The organism is Leptospira idonii (genome assembly GCF_004770995.1).
In the GTDB taxonomy this organism is placed as follows: domain Bacteria; phylum Spirochaetota; class Leptospiria; order Leptospirales; family Leptospiraceae; genus Leptospira_A; species Leptospira_A idonii.
This window is the reverse complement of the sequence record NZ_RQHW01000008.1, coordinates 82536-107587: the sequence shown is the minus strand read 5'-3', so window position 1 is coordinate 107587 and position 25052 is coordinate 82536. Positions and strand designations below refer to the sequence as shown.

Here is a 25052-nt window from a genome sequence, read left to right as displayed (position 1 = left end):
GAAAGGTTCGGGTTTTTTTATACCTTTCTTTCTCTTTTCAATCCGGGAACACCTATCATCCAATAATATAACACAGGCACTGCGAATCTACTCAATAGAGTCGCTGCAATTTCACCAAACATCAAAGATACGGCAAGACCTTGAAAGATAGGATCGAACAACATCACGAACGAGCCTACAACGACTGCAGATGCAGTCAAAAGCATCGGACGAAACCGGATCACTCCCGCTTGAATCACCGCTTCCTTTAAAGGAATTCCTTTCGCAATTTCTTCCTCGATAAAATCCACAAGCAGGATCGAATTTCGAACGATGATCCCCGCTCCTGCAATAAAACCGATCATAGAAGTGGCGGTAAAATAAGCGCCAGTCAACCAATGCCCAGGCAGGATTCCGATCAAAGAAATAGGAATCGGCGCCATAATCACAAGAGGAACCGAATAACTTTTAAACCAACCCAATACCAAAACATAAATCAAAATCATCACGACGGCGAAAGCGGAACCTAAATCCCGAAACACTTCATAGGTGATGAACCATTCCCCGTCCCATTTTATGACAGGAGCGGATAAATTCCAAGGAACATCCGCAGTTCTTGTTTCATATTGGATCTTCGGACCGATCTTTAACATTCCGTAAACGGGGGCTTCTTCTTTTCCGGAGAGTTCCGCAGTCACATAAGAAACAGGTCTCAGATTTTTTCGAAATAACACTTTGTCTTTAGTAAAATAAGATTCTCCTAATACGGAATCCGCAGAAATGCTTCCGGCCTCCATGGAATTCAAACTTATATTTCGGAAAGGAAATTCTGAAGAACGTTCTTCTTGAGACAAAGATAAAACGACAGATATTTCTTCCGGTTCCGATACATCCGCCAAACTCAAAATAGATGATTCGGAAAATAAAAATTTACCGGAATGAGAAAAATCGAACGCTTTGACTCCGAAAAATCCGGCACGAAAATAATCGATGGGATACACTCTTTTTTCTCTGCCCTCTCGATAACTAGAATCCAAATCGACAACACTCTCTTCCTGCGAAAATACTCCATAAACATGTCGAGCAGCAATCTCTCTTTCCTTAGGTTCGTTTGCATACACTTCCGCAACCAAAGTCGCCATCACAGGAGGGCCGGGAGGAATCTCTAAAATCTTCGTCACCGCCTTTGTTTCTTTCCCGAAAGAAACAATCACAGGACGTAAAGATTCTATAATTTCATGACTAGATTGTTTGCGATCGTCTTTATGTTTCAGTACAACGTGTAGATCGTTTTTATATTCTTCGTTCCTTAAGAAAGAATGTTTCACCATTCCGGAAAAAGAGAAAGGAGCAGGTTCTCCCGCAAAGATCTGTATCTTAGTGACATTCTCATTCGCCAAAAGTTTTCGGACTAAAGCTTGGGACTTCGCAATTCCTTCGGACAAAGGAGTATCAACAGGATAATCGATCAAAATCTGAAATTCCTCCTTATTATCAAAAGGGAGCATCTTAACTTTTACCCATTTGAATCCTAAAAAACCGAATGAAACGAAAAGAAGCAGAATCGAAACCACGCCGAAGATAAGGGAATTTTTACCGGAAAACAAAAGTTTGTTGGATATAAGAATATAAATGGAATCCAATCGGGAATGCTGAGGATTGTTTTTTTCTCCTTCCGTTCTTTTCAAAAACCGAAGGCTCGCCCAAGGAGTGATGATAAAAGCGACAATCAAAGAGATCAACATTGCAAGACTGGCACCTACAGGAATCGGTTTCATGTAAGGACCCATCAGACCTCTTACGAAAGCCATAGGAAGAATGGCAGCGATCACGGTAAATGTAGCTAAAATCGTAGGATTCCCGACTTCGGCAACTGCTCGTAATGTGATCGAGCTTATTGAGGAAAGGGGATCTTCTTTCAGACGCCTCTCTACATTCTCAACAATTACGATCGCATCATCCACTAAAATACCTATTGAAAAAATCAATGCGAACAAGGTGACACGGTTCAAACTATAACCTAAAAAATAATAAAGGGCGAGAGTTAAAGCTAAAGTCACGGGGATCGCAATCGCAACTACGAACGCTGCCCTTCCTCCCATCCAAACTGCGATCAAAACGGAGACGGAAATTGTAGCAATAAACAAGTGTTCAATGAGTTCTTTGGACTTGTCCTCAGCACTACTTCCGTAATTACGAATGACGGACATCTTTACGTCTTCTGGTAGCCCTTGTCGGAACGATTCCGCCCTTTCTAAGATTTGTTCAGCCAAAACAACCACGTTCGTTCCCTTTCTTTTTGCAAAAGAAAGTGTGACCGCATTTTTGGGAGTGTTTCCAAATTGTTTATCATACAGTAACAAGTATTTGGTTCTTTCTTCCGGTCCTTCCTCAACGGAAGTTACGTCCCCCAAACGGACGACTCTCCCTCCTCTTTGTGCCACAGGAAGATGTTTTAATGTCACTGCATCTCGAATGCGCCCTCCTACATCCACATCAAACACCTGGGATTCGGACCAATTTTTTCCTGCGGGAAGAAAACTGTCCTGACTCTCCAAACCAGAAACGACCGCAATAGGATCGACTCCGAAAGATTTCATCCGCACTGAATCCATAATCACACGGATCGTTTTTTTTCTTCCTCCCAATAATTCCAGTTTGGAAAGATCGGGAGTGGAGCTGAGTTCTCTAGCTAAGGGAGAAATCATGGAGCGAAGACGATAATCATCGGTAGAATCGGAGCTGAAACTAATGCTCAAAAAAGGAACATCATCGATCGAATAGGAAGTCACTGACGGCTGCAATACGTTTGAAGGAAGAGAGTTTCTAACTTCCATTAGTTTATGATGAATCTTCAATAAGGACGATTCCGTTTCTTCTCCTACCTTAAATCGAACCGTGATGAGAGAAGAATGCCATCTGCTGCTTGAATAAACATACTCAACACCGTCCAATCCCCAGACACTCCTCTCCACTACCTCGGTCACCTTACGTTCCATCTCTTCCGGAGAAAACCCCCAAGCAGACAATTGAATGTCTATCATAGGAACATTGATTTGAGGCTCCTCCTCTTTAGGAGTCATGATGATCGCTAAAAAACCCACGACCAAACTAACAAAGATGATTACCGGAGTTAATTTAGAGTCTAAAAAAATTTCTGCAAGTTTTCCTGCAAAACCCATTCGGATAGAATCATTTTTTTTCATGGATTGATTCCTTTTGGCGAAACATATACTGTTCCGTTCTTACCTGCAGCAAACCGAGCTCTACTTCCAATAAACGAGAATAAGTATCCGCAGAGCGGTTCAAGGCCTCCGCAAACTGCATGGCATTCACATTCCCGTTTTGATACAGCTTAAGCATATATTCGTTTTGTTCTTCCTGGTATCTCACGGAATCGGAGATTAACGAATAACTTTCCTTCAACGAAATTTCCTGCCGATTGAGAGATTTGATCTTCAGATCTTCCTGTTTTTTCAATTCTTCCAGCTTTTGCCGGAAAGCATAAGCGTTGAGTTTCGCCTCCTCTACAACACCTTGGTCCTTAGGATGATAGAGATTCATCTGTAGATATACTCCTGCATTATAGGCGGATTGAGTGTTTCTGCTTCCTCCGTAAGTGTTCGTCTCCGAATAAAGCCCGAACTTGGGAAGGAATTTGGACATCTCCAAATCGGATTTGATCTCTTCCCCTTCCGCATAATGAGTCATAGATTTGCTGAAATTCGATTCATCCGATTCTCCCTTTGGGAAATATTTTTCCATGAAGGAAAAAAGATTTTCATCCTGCAAAAAAAGATCGGAAGAAGACATTCCGGATAAAACGGATAAATTCTCCTTCCATTCATACAAACAAGCGTTTGCCTCGGATATCATCGAAGACAATCGATGATCCAAATTTTTAAGAGCCAAATAACCGGAATAACCGACCGGATTCGATCTATGCCGCAGTCCGTAACTTTGCAAAAATCGAACATTCGCTTTTTTGGTGTCTTCCAGCTTTTTTAAATAATCGTTTACGGACTGAATCCCTCTATATAAATAACCCGACCGGGAATATTCCTTATCCTTCACGGATTCTTTTTCCAAGAATAAAGCAGTCGTTTTTTTATCTTGTATGCGTCTGAGATTCTCTCCAGCACCTCCCTCATACAAAGGCAAATCAAGTCCTAAAGCGGCTTTGGAATAGGTATTGTAACCGGGATCGTTCAATTGATCCTTAGCGAATACGTTCATTGTGTCCGAATTGAGATTCGTATATGGTTGGTTATTCGAATCTAGGAAATTTCCGGGCCTTGTTCTCATCGATTGAGTGGAAAAATCGGATTCGGTCACCGATCTCTGTCCCAATTTCCCCATAAAATTCAAACCGGGATCATTCGTACGATACGTGCGAACGTCCGCATAAATGCGAGGAAGCCAATGTTGATCACTTCTGGACTTAGCGATTTCAGAAGCCTTCCATTCGGAATGTTTCGCCTTCTGAGCGGAAGAATTTTCCAAAACTCGATTCCAAAGTTCGGAAAACTCGATCGGCTCAGAAAAAAGAAATCCAGGAAAGAGCATATAACAAAGAATAACAGAAATCAGTGGCCGAATCATGATCTTATTTTTTAGGTTCAAACCCTAGTTTGGCTAAAATCACAGCCATCGGGCAAAATCCTGTGAAAGAAAAAAGAATCAAATTAAAGCCGACAAGCAGATTCAATAGAAACCACCACTGCGACAGATACAAACCCAGACCGAGTCCGATTAAACCAATCGCTCCTGCGATCAAAAATAGAACTCTTTCCAGATGCCAAACTTTAGTAGACGCAATATACATACTATACCCCCTATTGTATATAATTTATACAGGATACCGCCGGGGGTATATAAATCGTCAAGAAAAAACGAAAAGAGGAAGGAATTTTAGAGATTGAATGCGGCCTTGATGGCCTTTTTTACGTCCGCTTCCAAATGAGTTTGCGACTTTTTTTCCTTAAAACAGGTTTCCAAATGGTCTTGGATGTATGCTTCTCCAAACTTCTTCATTGCCTGTTGGGAGGCTTTTAAAAGAAGAATCGCATTTTCACAGTCCGTTTCTTCATTAAGGATGGAATTTTTGATAGCTTGTAATTGCCCTTGTATTCGATTCAGTCTGTGAACCAATTTTGTTTTTTCTTCGGAAATGGCCATAACCTATACCCATATAGGTATCTGCTGAAGTCAATCTGGAATCTATGATACCTTATCCGTTCACAACCGCTCCGGCGAAAGATTTCCCTCAAGATCCGCCTTTCTATTTTTCCAATTTCGGGTTTTGGAAAAACCATACCTCCTATCCGGAAGCTTCTAGAGCCATGGCGGAAGAGGTGGGAAAAAAAGCAGGATTAGATAAAAATTCGATTCTACTGGAAATCGGTTCCGGGTTAGGAGGAAGCCTTTTCGTATGGAATCGAAATTTCGGAACAGAACATATAACATCCATTAATCTTCCGGGAGAACAGAGCGATTTTGCGAAACAAAATCTACAAAAATGGAATTTAACGTCTGTTCACTGGATTGACGGAGATTGGAAATCGATCAAAGAATTCGAATCGGAATCTTTCACTCAAATCATCTGTCTGGACTGCATATACCATTTTGCGAATAAGGACGACTTTTTTGCGGAGGTTTTTCGATGTTTGAAACCCGGAGGAAAATTCATTTTTACGGATATTGTTTTTCCCAAGGAAATTTCCAAGTTTTCGATTCAATATAAGTTTTTGGAATTTTTAGTAAAGATGGCACTCATTCCCAAAGAGAATCACAGCTCTTTGGATCGAACGGTGATTCAAATTTTAAAATCGAAATTGAAATTTAAGGAATTCGAAGAATGGGGAGAGTTTGTTTTTCCAGGTTTTTCCGTATTTGCAAAATCCCAAAGCACAGGCTTACAGATGTTCGCCAGCACTCTTCTTCATTTTTATAAAGCGGGAATGCTTAATTATTATCTATTTTCTGTGGAAAAACCTAATTAGAAAGGATCTCATCTAAGCTTCGTTTGCTGATTTTCTCCGCAACATTCATCGCCGACTTCGCCCCTGCTTCCAAGAGAGGGATTCCGAATAAGGAATAAGAACCGCAAAGCCAAATCTTTCTGTTCGCTTCGGAATGCAGAGTCTCAATTCCTCGGATACCGAAAATGGTTTCGGAATCAACGATAGGTCTTTCGAACTTTGCTAACTTCAAAATTTTAGTTTCTTCCGGAAAATGATGAGGATTCCAGGTTTGAAAGATATTTTCCCCTTTCAATTCGGGCATGATCCTTCCCAAATCCAAAGTAACTTCCGGTTTATCGAATCTTTCATCCACTTTAAAAAGAAGCGATACGTCTCTTTTTTTTAAATAATCCGCATCGGAATGAACGATTACATCACTTGCCTCGTATCTGAAATAGGAAAGTGCCTTTTTTTCGGATGCGTAAGAGTCATCTAACAAAGAATATGCCTGATTCGCTTGGGTCGTTACGATGATATGATCGAACTCTTTTGTTCCGGATTCAAAGTGAATCACAGGTTTTCCCTTCTCACTTCCAATCGAACGGATCTTCGCACCCAATTCAATGTTTCCGATTCCTGCAACCATCCGATTGACGATGTCTCTTGTTCCGAAACTGGCAGTTTCTTGAGGTGTATAGGAATACCCTCTGGAATGATATCCTATGATGGTTTCCGCAGGATATTCTCCTACGGTTTTCGTTTTGCATGTATTTACCAGAGCGAATGTAGGCAGAAGAAATTCGTGGATGAATTCTTTAGAGTATTTGTTTTTTTTCAAAAACTCCAAAATGCTGACGGGATTTTTTTCTTTCTTCCAATCGGATTTGGAATTAGCATAAAATCGAAGTAAGTCGAAGAATATGGATCGTCCTTTTTTCGTTCGGAAAGAATCGAAAGTGGGGAATCCGAATGTACTGCCCGCAACTGAATAAGAGCGAAATCCGAAAACCGGTTTTTCTTCCGACTCTACTCGAAAAGAATAATCGACAGGTCTCGTCAAAATCCCCGCTTTATCGTAAATACGGAAAAGTGTAGGATAATAATCCCTTTTGATGGTTCGGAAAGGAATATCGAATTCGAACGAATGTCCGTTGATTTGATGTTTAGCGCCGAAGGCTGCCATCCCTATTTCCGAGTGTTTTTCATAAAGAGTAACAGGAAAATATTTAGACAAAGCCCATGCGGTAGTGAGACCTGTGATTCCTGAACCGATCACTGCAATCATTTCATACTTCCTGTTTTTAAAAATCGAACATGCCAAGACAAAGCTTCTTCCAAATGATGAGGTGTATGTTTCCCTTTGGAAACTTGTTTTGCCGTTTCATAATAACTCCTCAGCCGATCCCGATAGGATGGATGAGCGCATTTTTCTATGATCAACTCTGCTCTTTTTTTAGGAGGGCAGCCCCTTAAATCAGCTAATCCTTGTTCTGTGACAATAATCATAGTGGAATGTTCGCTGTGATCCGTATGAGAAACGAAAGGAACGATCGCAGAAATGTCTCCGTTTTTAGCAAGAGAGGGAGTCATGAATATACAAAGATGAGAATTACGGGTGAAGTCTCCGGAACCACCGATTCCGTTCATCATGGAAGTTCCCATCACATGAGTCGAATTCACATTACCGTAGATATCCACTTCCAATGCAGTATTCATAGCAATGAGACCCATCCTGCGAATCACTTCAGGATGATTGGAAATTTCTTGAGGACGAATGATAAACTTGGATTTCCATTCGTTTATATTTTTATGAAACCGTTCCAAACCTTTTCCGGAGAAAGTGAGTGCTGATGTAGAAGCGACCTGTAATTTTCCTGCATCGATCAAATCGAACGCAGAATCTTGAACCACTTCCGTATACATTTGGATCTCATGAAAATGATCGTTCTTTGCCATACTGCCTAAAACCGCATTGGCAATATTTCCGACTCCATTTTGAAAAGGGAGATATTCCTTAGGAATTCGTCCTTTTTTGATTTCATCCCGAATAAACTCTAACACATGATCGGCGATAGCGATACAATCTGCATCCGGTGCTTTGAACTCAGCACTTGCGTCTCTGGCACTCGAACGAACAATCCCCTTGATAAGAGAAGGATCCACCTGCACATAAGGCTGGCCGATCCGATCATCAGGAGAAAGAATAGGGATCGGACCTCCTTTCGAATGATGAGTAGGAAGATAAATATCGTGATATCCCTTCAGTTCTTGGGGATGGACATCACTTAACTCGATATAAATTTCTTTCGCCTTTTGTAAGTAAGTGGCGCTCATCCCGGAGGAAGTAGTCAAATAAACCTTACCGTCCGAAGTGACATCGACTGCTTCCACAATGGCAGCGTCTATGGAAGGGAGAATTCCATGTTCAATATATTTCACCACATGAGAAAGATGCATATCGATGAAATCGACATTGCCCGCATTGATTTGATTTCTAAGATAAGAGTTGGATTGATAGGGAATTCTAAGTTTTAAAGCTCCCGTTTTGGCAAGAGCACCGTCTAACTCTTCACCAGTGGAAGCGCCTGCATAAAGCCGAATCGAAAATTCGTGACCTTGTTTTTGTTCCGTTTCGATCCGCTTGGCAAAAGCAGGAGGAATGAGTTTCGGGTAACCTGCAGGGGTGAACCCGGAACAACCTAAAGTCACATCCCTGGGAAGGAGGAGAGCCACCTCTTCGGGAGATTTCAACCTGCTTTCGATAAATGGGTTTGTAACAGTCATAAAGGAAAACGAATCACTCTTATGGACAAAGATAAAGAGATTGCATAAAAAGAAAAAGTCCAAAAAATGAGATTATGGATTTTCTACTTTATTTCTACATCCTGCTTTTTGGAATCATTCTCCTTCTTCCTTTCGTTATCTTCTATCTGCGTTTTCAAAGTCATGTTTCTCCTTTCGGAGAAGACGAAGACCAAACACTTCTAGCACTTACTCAGAAAAAAAGAAATTTACTCGATTCCTTAAAGGACGTCCGTTCCGATTATTACGCAAAAAAATTGACAGAAGAGGAATTCCAAACCCTATCTTTACCCTTCTTACAAGAATTAGATGATTTGGAATCGAAAATAGGAAACAGAAAAAAAGAATCTGTTCCGCAAACGATCATTCCCGTGCCTTCCTCTGCCGGATGGAAATGCGGTAATTGCGGATCGGCGATTTCCATACCGAATGCGAATTTTTGTCCCAATTGCGGGACTTCTCGCCTAGCTTAGATTAGAGCTAAGTAGCCCCGGAAAACTGTAGATCGTATAGTCTTTTGTATTTGGAGTCTTCCCTAGACAGCAGTTCTTGGTGGCTTCCCTGTTCTACGATTTCTCCGTTTTCCAAATAATAAATCGTATCCGCAATCTTCACCGTGGATAAACGGTGTGCGATGATAATCACTGTTTTGTTTTGATAAAGTCTAACAAATGCTTGCTGAATCAATCGTTCGGATTCAGTATCTAATGCGGAAGTAGCTTCATCCAAAATCAATACTTCAGGATTAGCAAGAAGCGTACGTGCAATTGATATCCTTTGTCTTTGTCCTCCGGAAAGCATCACTCCTCTTTCTCCTACGACCGTATCGTAACCGTCCTCGAAAGATTCGATAAATTCGGATGCGAATGCATCCTCAGCCGCTTTTCGAATTTCCGCTTCGCTTGCACTAGGATTTCCGTACGCAATGTTCTCTCTAACGGAACCGTTGAATAAAAAAATGTTCTGAGAAACGACACCGATCCGTTTTCTAAGATTATCCAAAGAAAGATCTTTTGCATCGATCCCGTCCCAAAGAACCTTTCCTTCCGTAGGATCGATAAGCCTAGGCAAAAGATCCACCAGTGTGGATTTCCCAGCACCGGAAGAACCTACGATCGCAATGGTTCCTCCCTTAGGAAGAACCAAATTCAAATCTTTCAGAGCGTAAACTTCTGTTCCAGGATATACGTAAGAAATATGATCATAGACGATGTTCTTTTCCAAAGGGCCGAGTGCAAATGGAGATTGCGGCTCTTTAATATCTGTTTCACGACCCAATACTTCAAATACACGATCACTTGCGGAAACGGATGCCTGTACAAGATTGATCAAAATGCTCATCTGTTTCAAAGGACGCATTAGAAAGATAAGTACGATAAAAAAAGTTAAGAACTCCCCTTTGGTCATTTTTGTAACTTCCAAAAGATAAGCGCCGATCCCTAAAAACACCATAGTCACAACCGCACCGGATAACTCGATCAAGGCGGGTCCGACTTGATGATAAAAATGGGTTTTGAATGTTTTTTCGGAGAGGTCGTCATTCACATGATAAAAACGATCGGACTCTTTCTCTTCCATAGAGAACGCACGAATCACTCGAATTCCTGAAATCACTTCTTGCAAGTCTCCGTTCAAAGCTGCCAATTGTTCCTGCTGATTTTTGGTAGTTCTTCGGATGCGGTCTGCGAATGCACTGACAGGACCGATGATAAGAGGAATCACTACGAAGATCAGAAAGAAGAGCTGCCAGCTGATAAGAAGCAATAACAGCAAGTGAGTGACTATATAGAAAAAATCATTGATGGCATCTTTTAAGTCGTTGGAGACAACTTTCCCGACAGTATCCACATCGTTGATGATGCGGCTCATAAGGACTCCCGTTTTCTCACGGAGAAAATCGTTTAACGGAAGTTCTTGTAGTTTCTCATATAAAACCTGCCGGATGTCCCTTACGGAAAGCAGACCTGCAGAGTTGACAAAGTAAACTGTTCCCGCCAAACAGATTAACTTCAATAGATATACGGGAAGAATGATGAGGCAGAATAAAAAGACGAGTTTATCCGGATCTTTTTTAGCAAGTTCTTCATTGAGGGAAGTTTTACCTTTGGCAAACAGCCACTCTCCATACTCGTATCCTTCCAGATCTTTTCCCGATTTCGATTTTTCCAGAACCACATTGTCTCTGGAAGTGAGTGCAATCTGAAACTTGTAATTGTCCCCGGTTCCGAGTGAATTGAAAATAGGAATGAGAGAAGTGAGAGAAACTCCGTTAAAAATGGAAACAAAAATAGAAAGGAATATACCAAAACTGAGTCTATATTTGTATTTTACAAGGTAAGGCCAAAGCTTTCGGTAAATCTTCACGTATGAGAACCTTTTCCCTTGTTTTCCTCCTCTTGTCCCTCACTTTTTGCCAAAAAACAAAGCAAGATGCAGAGATCTCCATCGCATTCCCTACGGATCCTCCCAGTTTGGATCCGCTTTTCGCCACGGATTTAGTCAGTGGAAAACTTTCTAAGTTTCTGTATGCGGGGCTTTTTCGCATCCAAGATTCCAGACCCATTGAAAATCTCGCCTCTTCTTCCGTATGGAAAAAAGAGAAAGATGGAATCGTATGGGAAATTCGATTGCGAAAGACGCAAAACGGACCCAGCGCGGAAGATGTTCTTTTTTCACTCAACCGTCTGCTGCAAGGAAACTCTCCTAGAAAAGGGGATTATCATTTTCTAAAAAAGATATCTTTATCTTCCGAACCGAACTCCATTATACTTTCGTTAGATGAAAATACTTCGGAGGAAGAGGCTAAGGAGAAATTAGCACTTCCTTTCGCTTCGATACTTTCGAAAAAAAAATTCACTGAAACGGGAGAGTTTCATTCTTTCGGAGCCTATCGTGTTGATTTTTGGAAAAAAAACGAATTCATCGATTTGAGTTTGAAAGAACCAAACCCTTCTCTTCCTGGAACGATCCGCATCCGCATCCTTCCCCAATCCAGCACTTCCTTATTTTTATACAGAAAGGGAGAATTGGATGCTTTCAAACTCACTGACTTTTTGTTGTCTTTGCCGGAAGCGAAACAAGAGAACACATTGGTCAAAAAAGGAAGATCCATCCAATACGTTGCCATCAACCAAACCAATCCTTGTTTTGATAAAAACTTTCGTTATGCGATCAATTATTCGATAAACAGACAAGAAATCATCTCTAAACTTTTGGAGGACAAAGCCGATTTGAGTTTCGGTCCGGTTCCTCTTCCTTTTTTCGAAACAGCTTTTCCGAAAACGAAAGTTCCTGCCGCTTCTTATCCTTATGATCCTAAGAAAGCTATGGAATATTTGAAACAATCCAAATGTTATCCTAAAATTTTAGATACTACTCTCGAATTCAGGATGAGGGGAGACGATGAAAATCAAACGAAAGGACGAGCCATCTTACAAGCATTAAAGAATATAGGACTGAAAGCGAATCTGAAAGGGATGGAAAAAGCCCCTCTGTACAAAGAAAACGGAGAAGGCAAAGGTGATTTAACACTGCTTACATGGTATGCGGATTATGAATCTGTTTGGAACTTTTTGGATCCTTTGTTTCACTCCGAAAAAAAAGGGAACGGAGGCAATAGATCTTTCTATGAAAATGAAGAGGTATTGAAGATACTCAAAGACCGTTCCAGGAGAGATGAGACAACAGCATGGAAAGTGTTGGAGAAAGTAGAGAAGGATGCACCTTGGATTTTTCTTTGGTCCATCCAGGAAAACTACATGATCTCCGAAAAATTCATTCGCTACGAATCACTCTCTGATTATCTATGATAGGAGGTTCCAATTCGACCGCATCCACTCCTGCGGGAGGTTCCGTTCCTTCCTGGAGTTCATAAGTAGAGATTTCAGAATCCCCCGGCTCTTCAGGAACATGTGCAGGAACCGGTTCCGGCGGTTTAGTGAAACCGGCTCTTTTGGGAGGCAGATCACCTATATAATAATACTGAGCGTATAATGGCAACTTACAGGCATAATTCGGAGAATGTTCGAATAAAGTTCCGTCATCGGCACAAACATCCACCTTTACGAAATCGCCCACAAAGTTAGAAATCAATTGAGTTCCGAAACCGATTTTGGATTTTACGGATTGAACATACTTCAACCATATTCCCCCTGACACTCCCGATCCGGAACCTGGAAAAGGAGCGCCTTCGTCATGTCCCACCCAAACAACGGTTACATTGCGAGGGGCGAATCCTGCGAACCAAACGTCCCTTACTCCCGTCAAACCGGACCATTTGCTTTTTTTGGTTTTAGGAGACTGAACCGTTCCTGTTTTCCCCGCAAACAAATTGGGCTCTCCCTCTTTTTTCTTTAGATTCATAGTTCCTTGTTCCGTAAGAACCGATTCCAAAGTGTTGATTGCCATAGCACAGGCAACAGGATCTAATATTTGTTCGCTGGCCTCATTGGGAGTGGTTTGATAAAATTCGTTTCCATCCTGATCCGTGATTTTGATGATCTTCCTAGGAGTGACTCTCCTTCCTCCGTTGGCCAAAGTGGAATAAATGACGGAAAGTTCCAAAGGAGAAAGTTCCCCGGAACCTAAAGCTAAAGATAGGTTCTTTTGAAAGCGGGATTCGATTTCCTCATCCGGAAGAGATAAAATCTGCCCTAATTTTGATAAAAAATAACTTAACCCCACTTCATGAAGAAGTTTTACGGACACAGTGTTCACTGACTGCGCCAATGCGGTTCGAACCGTCATCTCTCCTCTAAATCCTTTGTACCAGTTTTTAGGAGAATAACCGGAGAAATCCAATTTTTCGTCTACGATTTTGGAAGAAGGATTCACGACTCTTTTTTCAAAAGCCAGAGCATATACAAGAGCTTTGATGGTAGAGCCTGGTTGTCTTCTTGCATCTTCCGCACGATTGAATCGGAACGAGTTGGAAATTTTATATCCCCCAACTAACGCTTCTATATCGCCTGTTTCAGGATCCATAGAAATAAGAGATCCGCTCATTTGGGGCAACATGGATCTGGTGACTTCCGCAAGTTCCGTTTTTCCTTTTGCGGAAAGAGTGTTCTCTTGTTGGATCAAATCCCCTCTTACGGAATCCACTCCCACACGCAAAGCTTCTTCCGCCATTCTTTGTTTGTCTAAATCCAAAGTGGAATAAACAAGCAGTCCTCTTTCTTCTAAATCCTCATTGGAAAAATTTTCCAAAACGAATCTTCTCACTTCCGCATTGAAATCGGGAGCCAGATTGATTCGAAAATCCTTATCCGCTCCGTATTTTCCGATTTCACTAGAGTAGCGGGGATTTCCGTCGTCATCTTTGTATTCTTTGATTTTATAAATCGTTTTGAATTTTTTGACGTTCGATTCGATCGAATCTCCGAACTTTTTAGGAATCTCGGAAGGAACAGGATTCAATTCCGGATTTCTAGCCATATCATATAACACTCGTTTCTGTCTGGACAATGCGATTCCTAAATTACGAACCGGATTGAAGACGCTTGGTGCGGGAATGGTTCCTACAAGAAGGGCGGCTTCTTCCGGACTGAGTTCCGTGGCAGGCTTACGGAAATAATAACGAGCCGCTTCTTCCACACCGGTGTTTCCTTCTCCCAAAAAGATCTGGTTCAGATACATCGCCAAAATCTCATCTTTGGAGAATCTGCTTTCTATATAAAACGTGCAGTACAGTTCCGTAAATTTATTGAATAGGTTTCTTTTTCCTAAATTCAATGTTAGTTTAGCTAACTGTTGTGTGATGGTAGAACCGCCTTGGGACAAACGGAACTGGATCAAATTCGTAACGAAGGCCCGTCCGATCGCAGTATAATTCACTCCTCCGTGAGAAAAAAATTCCCTGTCTTCGGAGGATAAAACGGCCCAAAGAATGGTATGATGTTTCTTAAGATTGTCCGTACGAATGGGTCTGAAATTTCTTCTGTAAAATTCCCCCATCACCCTTCCCCCGCGATCCAAAATCTTAACCGATTTCGGCTGAAAGCTGTCGTAAAAGTTGGAAATTTCGGATCTGTATTTATCTAAAGATTTTTCTACCCTTGCCTGTTCTCCTGACCAAACAACGTAAGCTCCTCCCAGAAAAAAAAGGGAAAGAAACAAAAACACGAAGAAAGATACGAAAAACAAGGTGACTCTTTTTTCCCAGAGTTTTTTGGCAAAATCCAAAGCGTGAAGAGCTAATGCCCGTAAAATGAGAATAAATGTATTCTGGTTGTTCATAACATTACGACCGTTACTTCTTTTTATTTTTCTTTTTCGGCAGAATTAAATCTACTACTTCATCAAAATGGGAAACAGGAAAAAACTGAACTCCCTTCTTTACATAATCGGGAATTTCCTTAAACGCCTTCTCATTGTCCTTTGGAAAAATGATTTTTTTAACGCCTACTCTTTTGGCGGCTACGATCTTTTCTCTGAGCCCGCCGATCGGAAGAACTTCTCCCGTAAGAGTGATTTCACCGGTCATACCGAATCCGGGAAGAACGGTTTTGTCTAAGACTAAAGAAAGTAAGGCGGTAGCCATAGTGATTCCCGCACTCGGACCGTCTTTAGGAGTGGCGCCGTCAGGAACGTGAAGGTGGATGGATTTTTTATCGAAAACGGAATCGTCTTTCACATGATTTTTCACATACGACAAAGCGATGTTTGCCGATTCTTCCATCATTTTCCCCATCTGCCCGGTGAGAAGAATTCCTCCTTTACCGGAAACAAAAACCGCTTCGATGAGCAGAGTCGATCCTCCCGCACTCGTCCAAGCCAATCCTAGAGCGGTTCCAGGGACTTTAGGAATGGTCATACGATCATCTACGAAAGGAGGAGGTCCTAAATAATTTTCCAAATCCTTGATTCGGATCTCTTTGGAATATTTTTCTTTTAACACTTGTTTTAGGGCAAGCTTACGAACCAATTTATCGAAGGTTTTTTCCAAACCGCGAAGACCGGATTCTCTCGAATAGGAATTGATCAAATAAACGATCGTATCCTTGTGCATGGAAAAAGAGGAAGGATTGAGACCGTTTTTCTCGAATATCTTTTTCCAAAGATACTTTTGGAAGATCTGCACTTTTTCTTCCGTGATATAACCGGAAAGCTGAATCACTTCCATACGATCCAAAAGAACTCTAGGGATCGGTTCGAATGTGTTAGCTGTGGCAAGAAAAAATACCTGAGAAAGATCGAAGGGAAGATCCAGATAATGATCTCTAAAATTACCGTTTTGTTCCGGATCTAAAACCTCCAACAAAGCCGCCTGAGGATCCCCTTGAAACCCTTGCGACATTTTATCAATCTCATCGAGAAGAATCACTGGATCCTTTTCTTTTGTGATCTTCATCGCATTGATGAGTTTTCCAGGCATGGCTCCGATATAGGTTCTTCTATGGCCTTTGATCTCCGCTTCGTCCCTAACTCCTCCTACGGAGAAACGATAGAACTTGCGACCGAGTGCCTCTGCGATGGATTTAGCGATGGAAGTTTTTCCTACCCCGGGAGGTCCCACCAAACATAGAATTGATCCTCTGCTTTTCGGATTCAATTTGTGGACTGCAAGAAATTCAAGAATTCGCTCCTTTACATCTTCCAGTTTATGATGATCTCTGTTTAAAACCTTCTTCGCATGCACCAAATTGATTTCTTTTTTGTTTGGTTCTTCCCAAGGAAGTGCATCCACAAGATCCAGATAATTACGAATCACATTATAATCGCTTCCGATCGGATCAGAATTTTTGATTTTATCGACTTCCCTTTCCACTTCCCGAATGATCTCTTCGGAAACAGGAATTTGTTTCAGTCTCTCCACAAGAGCATCGTATTTGATTTCGGTTTTATCTTCCCCGATTCCCAACTCTTGTTGGATAGCCTTCAATTGTTCTCTGAGAAAAAATTGGCGTTGTTGGTTATCGATTTTATCGTTGATTTGATCTTGTATTTTTCTTTGCAGAATGACAAGTTCGATCTCTTTTCTTAAAAAAAGAAGAACCTTTTCCAATCGATCGTTTAACGTAATCGATTCGATTACGCTTTGGTATTCTTCCTTTTCCAAATTCAAGATGGAACAAACGAAGTCGGACATTTTTCCCGGCTCGTTGACATTCATCATCGTAAGTTTCATATCTTCCGTAAACAAAGGATTGTTTTGTGCAAGTTCCTTCGTCAATACGAGCAAGGTTCTCATAAGAGCCTTGATGTTGTTTTTGGAAGTTCCAGGTTCCTCGATAGGATATTCGACATTAGCCGTTAAAAAAGGAGTTTTAGTAGAAATGTTTTTGATCTGAAACCTTTGGATGGTATTGACAAGAATGTTCATCCCTCCGTCAGGAAGGTTGATTTTTTTGAGAATTCTAGCGACCACTCCCACCTGATATATGTTATCTTCGGAATCTTCATCGGATTCGTCTTTTTTCAGCAGTATGAGTCCCACAAAACCGGCACCTTTCGATGTTTCTTCGATTGCGGGAATGAACCTTCCGGGAGGAACGATCAGCGGTGTGATGATTCCCGGAAAAACAGGGCGGACTTTGATAGGAATTAGAAAAATCTGTTTTGGTAATGCGTCTTCGATTCGAATGAGTTTGGTCGGGTTTTCCCAAGATTCGTTTTGATCCAATGGATGCTCCTATGGTTCTATTTTATCCGGACCGAGAGCCATCATCTTGTCCCGGAACATGGCAGCCTTTTCGAAATCAAGATCGCTTGCGAATCTTAACATTTCTTTCTTCAAAGCTTCTCTTAGTTTATCTTTCGTTTTGTATTTTTTCAGAGTGAAATCCCTTTCCATTTCGGCAAGAGCTTCTTCTTTGCTGTTTTCTTCGGCCATTTCACGAGGTAATATATCGTGAATTTCTTTCATGATGGTTTGAGGAGTAATCCCAAAACGAGTGTTATGTTCTTCCTGAATTTGACGTCTTCTTTCCGTTTCATCGATCGCCTTTTTCATGGAATCGGTGATTTTATCCGCATAGAGAATCGCTTTCCCACTGACATTCCTTGCCGCTCTACCGATGGTTTGGATGAGGGATTTATAATTACGAAGAAAACCTTCTTTATCCGCATCCAAAATGGCGACAAGGGAAACTTCAGGAATGTCCAAACCTTCTCTCAAAAGATTGATTCCCACCAAACAGTCGTATATTCCTTTTCTGAGATCTCGAATGATCTCTACCCTTTCGATGGTATCGATCTCGGAATGGAGATAGGCGATTTTTAATCCCATCTCTTTATAATAATCGGTTAGATCTTCCGACATCTTTTTGGTTAGAGTCGTGATTAAGATTCTTTCCTTATTGGCGATGCGAAGATGGATTTCCTGAAGCAGATCTTCGATTTGATTGGCAGTAGGTCTGACTTCCACAATCGGATCCAAAAGCCCCGTAGGACGAATGATTTGTTCTACGATGGAGCTACTTTTTCCCAATTCTCTTTCATCCGGCGTTGCGGATACATATAGGGTTTTGGGAGTGAGTGTTTCGAATTCCTGAAAATTCAAAGGACGATTGTCCAGAGCGCTGGGAAGACGAAAACCAAAATCAACTAATGTCTGTTTTCTGGTCCTGTCGCCCGCATACATCCCTCCGATCTGAGGGAGTGTTACATGGGATTCGTCGATGATCAGTAAAAAGTCAAGATTGGGAAAATAGTCCAAAAGACAAGCGGGTCTTTCTCCTTCTTGTCTTCCCGTAAGATGTCTGGAATAGTTTTCGATTCCGTTGCAATACCCCAATTCGGTCAGCATTTCCATATCGTAATTGGTTCTGGATTCGATTCTCTCCGCTTCCAGAAGTTTCCCTTGCGCCTTGAAGGTTTCCTTCTGGATTTCCATCTCTTCCTTAATTTTAACGATGGCGTCTTTGATTTTGGGACCGGAAGTGATGAAGTGTTTTGCAGGATAAACCACAACTCGATCCAGTTTGAGTTTCGTTTTTCCTGTGACCGGATCGAACCTGGACAATCCGTCCACTTCGTCTCCGAAAAGTTCGATTCGAATTCCTTCTTCCTGATAGGAAGGCATGATTTCGATCGTATCTCCTCGAACCCTAAAGTTACCTCTGCTGAAATCGATGTCGTTTCTTGCGTATTGGATGTGTAAAAATTTGCGGATGATTTGATCGCGGTCGATTTTATCTCCCACCTTCAACATCACTACGGAGTTCATATAATCTTCCGGAGAACCCAAACCGTAAATGCAGGATACGGAACTTACTATGATGACATCGTCTCTTTCCAACAAACTGGAAGTGGCGCGTAACCTAAGTTTATCGATCTCTTCGTTCATCGACATATCTTTTTCGATGAAGGTGTCCGAAGAAGGAACGTATGCCTCCGGTTGGTAATAATCGTAGTAGGATACGAAATATTCCACGGCGTTTTCCGGAAAAAATTCCTTAAACTCTCTAAAAAGCTGTGCCGCCAATGTTTTATTATGCGAAAGAATGAGAGTGGGTTTTTTGACCCTTACGATCACTTCCCCCATTGTGAAGGTTTTACCGGAACCGGTGACCCCTACTAAAGTGACTTTATCCTCTCCCGCATGAAAGGCATTGGCAATATTTTGAATTGCATTGATTTGATCCCCCGCCGCAGAGAAAGGGGATACCATTTTGAAATCTGCCATATAACTTACGCTAGTTTGCGACTTGCTTTCAAGAAAGCTTGTCTTCTGTTGTCGATGATTTCCAGATCCACCGCATCGAATAATTTTTGCATCACCATCATCCCTCTCATTAGAGTCGCAGTGGAAGAGAATTTGCCTCTTTGAATGTCATCTTCCAAATTAAAATCTTTCACTGTGTTCACCATGGAAATGGTAAACAGTTTGGATTTATCAATTTGGTAATCGATCTCTACATTCAAACCGTCTCCGTACTTGGCTGCATTTTCCACAGCCTCTACGGTAGCGATGCAAAGATCCATTCGCAGTTCTTCCTCCACTTGGTTCATTTTTAGAAAATAATCCAAACGAGCCCGCACATACTGCATGGGGTTGTAATGAAGAGCGCCTAATATGACATATTTCTCGGCGTTGCCGACCTTTCTTTTGAATGTGGATTTTTCAGAGAGAGTGTATTCTCTAGGATCTAAAGGGTTAGTGAGTATATCTCCGTTCTCTTTTAAGTGGTCTAAAAGTTCTTGAACGGATTCGAGAGAGGTAGACGGAACATCTTTGAACTTACGAAAGACCTCCATCTGGATCCAAGAGTGAAAATCCTTCGCATTCCCGGCGAGACCGAACGAAAATAGGGTCTTCACTTCTTTCTCTAACTCGGAAGGGGAGAGAGGGAATGGCATAATAGTCCCATTTCATTGAGAACGAAAGTGTTGTAAATTGTTTTATATCTTAGGGGGAATTCCTCATATTTCTTTGACGCAGTGCTTCATAAAGTACGATGGCAACTGCGTTCGATAAATTGATCGATCTGGATTTGGGAGACATGGGGATGGAAATAATCTCATCCGGATTGTGCGCCTGGGTGATTTCCTCCGGTAAGCCGCTGGTTTCCCTCCCGAAAACGAAAACATCGGTGGAAAAATACTCCAAATCCCAATAAACCTTCTTTCCGAACTTAGAAACTAGAAAAATCCTCTGCGCCTTCGCCTCTTTTTCCCGTCGAAAATCCCCCCAAGAGGGGAACTGAGTGAGGGAAAGATCCTGCCAATAGTCCAGCCCCGCCCTTCGAACCGCTTTTTCGGAAAGATCGAAAGCAGGTTTTCCGATGATGGACAACGGAACGTCCGCATTGACGCAAAGCCTGGCGATGTTACCTGTATTAGGCGGGATCTCAGGTTCGAATAAAGCGATTTCCAAAACGAATTACTTGGACTTTTTCTTTTCTAACGACTGTTTGAGAAGAAGTCCGAAACTGGAAACGGTTCCCGGTTCCTCATCCTTATTCAGATATTGCTGATATTCCAATCTGTCTTTCGCATCCGCAGCCTTTGTGATGGAGAGTGCAATTTGTCTCTTTTCAGGATTCACTTCCAAAACGAAAACTTCCACCTTTTGGCCGGGAGAAAAAACGGTATTGACCGGGGTTCTCATAGGAACTCCCGTTTCTTTGTTCGGAACAAGTCCCACGAATGTTTCGTTTAACTTAACAAAGATGCCAAAAGGTTTGATGGATTCCACTTCTCCCGTTACGATATCGGACTCTTTGAACGGAACTTTTCCGGACCAAGGGTCTTGGAGAAAATCTTTCGCACTGAGAGAGAACTTCCCCTCTTCCCAATTTAAGGAAATGATTTTAGCGCGAAGAGATTCCCCTACTTGGAATTCTTTTTCCAGATCTTGATTTTTTCTGAAGCTTGCTTCGCTTGCAGGAACCAGTGCGTCGAATCCCCCCATGTCCACGATCAAACCGAATTTATGGATGCTCTTCACTGTGCAAGTAACGAACATCCCTTCCTTCAATTCTCCTTGCAGAACTCTTTTTTTCGCTTCTTTCTCCCGGTCGGAGATCTTCTTCTGAGAAACGATCACTTTGTTCTGTTTGGAATTGATTTCATTGATGATGAATTTGAATTTTTTACCGTAGATTTCTTTGCCTTTGTTTTCGGCATCTAACTGAGAATAGGGGACAAAAGCGAGTATGGAACCCAATTTCACCTCATAACCGCCGTTTGTTTCATTTGCGATTTGACCTGAAACGGGAATCTCCGAATTCATTGCGATTCTCAGATTGTCTTCCGTAATGGAATCTCCCGAAAGGGAAGAAGTAAAATGATAGTCCCCCGAATCTTCTTTGAGGAAATAAACGGTCAAACTGTCTCCCGCTTTCGGAGGAGTTTCCTCTCTCCATTCTTCTGTGGAAATATTTCCCACTACGTCGGAACCTACGGTTCGAACGAATACATAATCGTTTTTCACAGAGAGAACCTTGGCAGTGTGTTTGGATCCCGGTTCGATGGATTTTCTTTTTTTGAAACTTTCTTCTAAGAGGCGATCGAATTCGCTAGATGGGTTGTAATTCCCTTTCATGGTTTCTTTCCTACTTTCTGTGGTTTGGGGGTATAAACCAGTTTTCCACCTAGGACCATGGATTCAATTGCAAATATTCCGGACGTTCTTTTGAGAGGATTTTCTTTAAAAACGGAAAAATGGGCAGGGCCGCCGGTTTTGATTTTTCCCTCATGATCGGCTCCGATGAATCCGCATGTTTTCTCTGTTAGAATTTGCAACAAATCGATTCGATTTTCAGGAATACTCTCCTGATCGGAATGTGTAGGAAGAAGAACCTTTTCCTTTGGGGAAAAGGAGAAGAGTTTTTTCCAGAAGGATGTTTCTGGTTCCGAGGTAGGTACCACAAAATCTCCCCTAGTTTCCTTCCATGCCTCTTCCCAAAGATACGCTTCTTGGATGGCAGCCACACCGGGGAAGGCTCCCCAATGTCCCGAACCGGAAGCAAAAATCAATTTTTGTTTGAGGTTGGGATGTTCTTTGAATGTTTTCCAAATCCCTTGGAAGTCTTGGAAGGATTCTTGGGAAATTGTAGGATCTCCTACTTCCGGCAAAGTAGACAAAAACCCATCCATCAATTGTTCCCGAAAGACAGGATGCAACTGAGCGATCTCCCGAATTCTTTCTTTCAAAAGAACAGGATTTTCCTTCATGGATTGAAAATAAGCTACATTCAAAATCGGTGCCCATTGAAACGATCTGGTTTGGATGGAAGAAAGACGAGAATGAGGAGGCATAGGTTGGAAGATCACCAGATAACCGGTGTCTAACGCATCCTGCCAAGCTAGCTCTTCCGAAAAACTGTATATAATAGGAATGTAATTTTTCCCTTCCCAGTCTTTTCTCCACTGAAAGAGGTTGGTTTGAGGAAAGGAAAGACCGTCTTTTTTCTTTAAAAATACGGGAAGATGGCGGGTTCTTTGCTCTTTCGTTTCGGAAATGGAGATTTTAGCATCTTCCAAACCGACCATTTGGTACTGTTTGGTAGGTCCGGGTGGTTCGGAAACATGAGAAGAAAGTAAAATCGGCTTCTGGCTTTGCAGAAGGATCGGTCCGACCCATTTCCCTTTTGTGATTTCTTCTCGAACTCTGGTCAAATCCGGATCTCCCACTGACTCCACATGGCTGAATCCAGTGGAAATAAAGCTCTGCAAGTAAACGGAGAGGTTGTCTTTTGTGGTACCTCCTCCAAAAGAATTCGACCCCAAGTTCACACTGGCATCGCAAAATCCGGGAAGAAGATACCGCACCTCGCCCCCCGAAACCCTAGGAGAAGCTTTGATGGATTTGATCTTCCCCTGTGCCACTTCCAGATCACTGACTTCCCCGAATTGACGTTTTTCATGGTCCCAGACCCGAACTCCTCCCATTTTCAAGTTTTGTGACAAAAGATAAGAGGGGGAACCTACCGATATTAAAAGTAGGACGAGGAAACAAAATGGCCTGCGGTTTTTCATACTTGCGGTCTTAGTACCTTGACATTAAGGGCTAGAATTAAAATGATTTCGGGTATGGGAAAGGAAACAAGCGAGATTTCTGATCACATAAAACTACACGTAGAAAACGGGAAAATTTTATCCCTAAAAACGCATCGAGTCTCGAAATCCGTCGAGGAGCATATCAAGGAAGCCGTAGGCCTCATCTTGGATCGGCTCACTCACCCTACTCTCGTGCCCACTCTCTACACGATCATCAAAGAACTGGCCATCAATGCATGCAAAGCCAATCAAAAAAGAGTCTTTTTTGAGGAAAGAGGGTACAGTATGTCCATCCCCGGAGAGTATGCGAAAGGGGTAAGGGAATACAAAGAAATGTTTTCCGAAGAGATGTCGAACGAATTCGGAATCAAAGCCAAAAAAAAAGGTTATTACTGCCTCATTAACTTCAATTATACCGATCACGGAATCACGATCGAAGTGATCAACAACACACCCATCGCCAAACAAGAAGAAAAAGCGATCCGAGAACGTTTGGAAAAGGGAATGGTTTACGACGATATCGCTCAATTCTATATGGACAATGCGGATAATACGGAAGGAGCAGGCCTTGGTCTTGCCCTCATCTTAATTATGTTAAAGGGTGAAGGGATCGATCCTAACTATTTCCGAATCATCATCGGTGAAGATTCTACGACTGCTAGGTTGGAAATTCCTTTGACCAAAAATTTCACCTCAGTTCGCAAATCAAAACCTTCTTAATATGCACCTTCCCGTTTCCTGCGCAATCATCACACTCAACGAAGAAGACAATATAGAAAGAACCCTGAAAGCCTTGGACTTTCTGCAGGATATAGTCATCGTAGATTCCGGCTCTACGGACAGAACATTGGAATTGATCAAAAAATTTCCAGCAAAGGTGTTTCAAAGGAAATTCGACAATTACGCCAATCAAAAGAATTTCGCAATCGATCAAACGAAGAACGATTGGGTTCTTGCCATCGATGCGGATGAAGTAGTTTCTCCCAAACTCAAAGAAGAGATATTATCCTTATTCCACGAAGGTTCTCCCGATACGGAAGGTTTTTTAATCCCCAGGCTCACATGGTATTTAGGGAAATGGATTCGTTTCGGAGGATTCTATCCCAACTATCAGATCCGTCTTTTTAAAAAAAGCAAAGGAAGGTTCGGTGGAGGAATCGTTCACGAGAAAGTGGAACTGTCCTCTCATGCAAAGCCGTTGAAACACCCTCTCTTTCATTTCTCTTATAAGGATATATCCGATCACTTAAAATTTATCGACCGTTATTCGAGCCTCTTCGCAGAGGAGGAATTCAGAAAAGGAAAATCCAGTTCGGTAACTTTTGCGGTTTTGAAAGGAGCCTTCAAAGGCTTTTATATGTATTTTATACGATTGGGTTTTTTGGACGGGAAAGCAGGATTCGTCTTAGCAGTGTTAGGTTTTTATTATAATTTTCTAAAGTATTTGAAACTTTATGAGAAGAGCCGATCAATCCCTTCTCTCTTTGTTGTGGTTGATTCTGTTCATGATGTAAAGAGCGATAAATCCGCCGAGAAAGATGGCGACCAAGTTCACGTTTGAAAGCTGAGTCGATCCGATCTTAGGAGACATGAGCCACATAATAACGTCTCTGATGTACGTTTGTAAGGTGGCAAACACGATGAGAGCTCCGATGCCTGCAACAAACGTGGAACCCCAGAACTTTCCGAGTAAATCTTTCCGCTTATAATAGTAAAAATAATAGGCGCAAGCAGCGGATGCCAAAAAAAAGAATAAAATATCTACTAGAATGGTCCAAGGTTCTGATGGTGCTGCAAGAGGGATTAAAATCATAAAACTTTTTCCTATCAATACTTAATTTTCGGTAGGCGTCATGTAAGTCC

At 41.8% G+C, this 25052-nt stretch carries 20 protein-coding genes; 5 read left to right on the top strand and 15 right to left on the bottom strand.

Features of this window, described 5'->3' with window-relative positions:
• Positions 1–17: 17 nt before the first annotated feature.
• From EHS15_RS02445 to EHS15_RS02430, 4 genes are all read right to left on the bottom strand, one after another.
• The gene (locus EHS15_RS02445) at positions 18–3185 is read right to left on the bottom strand and encodes an efflux RND transporter permease subunit (RefSeq protein WP_135758951.1); all 3168 of its coding nucleotides are present in this window, start codon (positions 3183–3185) and stop codon (positions 18–20) included.
• Positions 3172–4581 (bottom strand): TolC family protein, encoded by a 1410-nt coding sequence (locus EHS15_RS02440; protein WP_246051861.1) that lies wholly within the window; start codon positions 4579–4581, stop codon positions 3172–3174. The genes EHS15_RS02445 and EHS15_RS02440 overlap by 14 nt, the downstream gene beginning before the upstream one ends.
• A gap of 4 nt (positions 4582–4585) precedes the next feature.
• Complete coding sequence (locus EHS15_RS02435) at positions 4586–4804, bottom strand: YgaP-like transmembrane domain (RefSeq protein WP_135758950.1); 219 nt, start codon at positions 4802–4804, stop codon at positions 4586–4588.
• Between the two features lie 86 nt (positions 4805–4890).
• The gene (locus EHS15_RS02430) at positions 4891–5157 is read right to left on the bottom strand and encodes a metal-sensitive transcriptional regulator (RefSeq protein ID WP_135758949.1); all 267 of its coding nucleotides are present in this window, start codon (positions 5155–5157) and stop codon (positions 4891–4893) included.
• Positions 5158–5201: 44 nt separating this feature from the next.
• Between EHS15_RS02430 and EHS15_RS02425 the strand changes: the two genes are divergently transcribed.
• Positions 5202–5981 (top strand): SAM-dependent methyltransferase, encoded by a 780-nt coding sequence (locus EHS15_RS02425; RefSeq protein WP_135758948.1) that lies wholly within the window; start codon positions 5202–5204, stop codon positions 5979–5981.
• On the opposite strand, the gene EHS15_RS02420 is transcribed toward EHS15_RS02425, so the two are convergent.
• Both EHS15_RS02420 and EHS15_RS02415 read right to left on the bottom strand, forming a co-directional pair.
• The gene (locus EHS15_RS02420) at positions 5974–7227 is read right to left on the bottom strand and encodes an FAD-dependent oxidoreductase (RefSeq protein ID WP_135758947.1); all 1254 of its coding nucleotides are present in this window, start codon (positions 7225–7227) and stop codon (positions 5974–5976) included. The two genes, EHS15_RS02425 and EHS15_RS02420, sit on opposite strands and share 8 nt — an antisense overlap.
• Positions 7224–8726 carry a succinate CoA transferase gene (locus EHS15_RS02415; RefSeq protein WP_135758946.1) on the bottom strand — a complete coding sequence of 501 codons (1503 nt, stop codon included), beginning with the start codon at positions 8724–8726 and terminating at the stop codon, positions 7224–7226. Before EHS15_RS02415 ends, EHS15_RS02420 begins: the two co-directional genes overlap by 4 nt.
• Before the next feature lie 74 nt (positions 8727–8800).
• Between EHS15_RS02415 and EHS15_RS02410 the strand changes: the two genes are divergently transcribed.
• Positions 8801–9217 (top strand): zinc ribbon domain-containing protein, encoded by a 417-nt coding sequence (locus EHS15_RS02410; protein ID WP_135758945.1) that lies wholly within the window; start codon positions 8801–8803, stop codon positions 9215–9217.
• A gap of 7 nt (positions 9218–9224) precedes the next feature.
• Here EHS15_RS02410 and EHS15_RS02405 read toward each other — a convergent pair whose 3' ends face one another.
• Positions 9225–11108 carry an ABC transporter ATP-binding protein gene (locus EHS15_RS02405; protein ID WP_135758944.1) on the bottom strand — a complete coding sequence of 628 codons (1884 nt, stop codon included), beginning with the start codon at positions 11106–11108 and terminating at the stop codon, positions 9225–9227.
• A gap of 2 nt (positions 11109–11110) precedes the next feature.
• Between EHS15_RS02405 and EHS15_RS02400 the strand changes: the two genes are divergently transcribed.
• Complete coding sequence (locus EHS15_RS02400) at positions 11111–12553, top strand: ABC transporter substrate-binding protein (RefSeq protein WP_135758943.1); 1443 nt, start codon at positions 11111–11113, stop codon at positions 12551–12553.
• On the opposite strand, the gene EHS15_RS02395 is transcribed toward EHS15_RS02400, so the two are convergent.
• From EHS15_RS02395 to EHS15_RS02365, 7 genes are read right to left on the bottom strand one after another with little or no spacing between them, the layout of a single operon-like run.
• Entirely contained in the window at positions 12519–14981 is a 2463-nt protein-coding gene (locus tag EHS15_RS02395; RefSeq protein ID WP_135758942.1) for a transglycosylase domain-containing protein, read from the bottom strand. The genes EHS15_RS02400 and EHS15_RS02395 overlap by 35 nt on opposite strands.
• Positions 14982–14994: 13 nt before the next feature.
• On the bottom strand, positions 14995–17367 hold the full coding sequence (gene lon, locus EHS15_RS02390; RefSeq protein WP_135758941.1) for an endopeptidase La: 2373 nt from the start codon (positions 17365–17367) through the stop codon (positions 14995–14997).
• Positions 17368–17376: 9 nt separating this feature from the next.
• Complete coding sequence (uvrB, locus tag EHS15_RS02385) at positions 17377–19371, bottom strand: excinuclease ABC subunit UvrB (RefSeq protein ID WP_135758940.1); 1995 nt, start codon at positions 19369–19371, stop codon at positions 17377–17379.
• Positions 19372–19376: 5 nt separating this feature from the next.
• Entirely contained in the window at positions 19377–20045 is a 669-nt protein-coding gene (locus EHS15_RS02380; RefSeq protein WP_135758939.1) for an ATP-binding protein, read from the bottom strand.
• 49 nt (positions 20046–20094) lie between these two features.
• On the bottom strand, positions 20095–20562 hold the full coding sequence (locus EHS15_RS02375; RefSeq protein WP_135758938.1) for a tRNA (cytidine(34)-2'-O)-methyltransferase: 468 nt from the start codon (positions 20560–20562) through the stop codon (positions 20095–20097).
• A gap of 6 nt (positions 20563–20568) precedes the next feature.
• Positions 20569–21732: a S1 RNA-binding domain-containing protein gene (locus tag EHS15_RS02370; RefSeq protein ID WP_135758937.1), complete on the bottom strand. Its 1164-nt coding sequence runs from the start codon at positions 21730–21732 to the stop codon at positions 20569–20571.
• On the bottom strand, positions 21729–23099 hold the full coding sequence (locus EHS15_RS02365) for an amidohydrolase family protein (protein WP_246051860.1): 1371 nt from the start codon (positions 23097–23099) through the stop codon (positions 21729–21731). Before EHS15_RS02365 ends, EHS15_RS02370 begins: the two co-directional genes overlap by 4 nt.
• Positions 23100–23210: 111 nt before the next feature.
• On the opposite strand from EHS15_RS02365, the gene EHS15_RS02360 reads away from it, so the two are divergent.
• Both EHS15_RS02360 and EHS15_RS02355 read left to right on the top strand, forming a co-directional pair.
• Positions 23211–23909 carry a histidine kinase gene (locus tag EHS15_RS02360; RefSeq protein WP_167884135.1) on the top strand — a complete coding sequence of 233 codons (699 nt, stop codon included), beginning with the start codon at positions 23211–23213 and terminating at the stop codon, positions 23907–23909.
• Between the two features lies 1 nt (position 23910).
• Positions 23911–24750 carry a glycosyltransferase family 2 protein gene (locus EHS15_RS02355; RefSeq protein WP_135758935.1) on the top strand — a complete coding sequence of 280 codons (840 nt, stop codon included), beginning with the start codon at positions 23911–23913 and terminating at the stop codon, positions 24748–24750.
• Here the strand turns inward: EHS15_RS02355 and EHS15_RS02350 are convergent.
• Positions 24658–25002: a hypothetical protein gene (locus tag EHS15_RS02350; RefSeq protein ID WP_135758934.1), complete on the bottom strand. Its 345-nt coding sequence runs from the start codon at positions 25000–25002 to the stop codon at positions 24658–24660. The two genes, EHS15_RS02355 and EHS15_RS02350, sit on opposite strands and share 93 nt — an antisense overlap.
• Between the last annotated feature and the right edge of the window lie 50 nt (positions 25003–25052).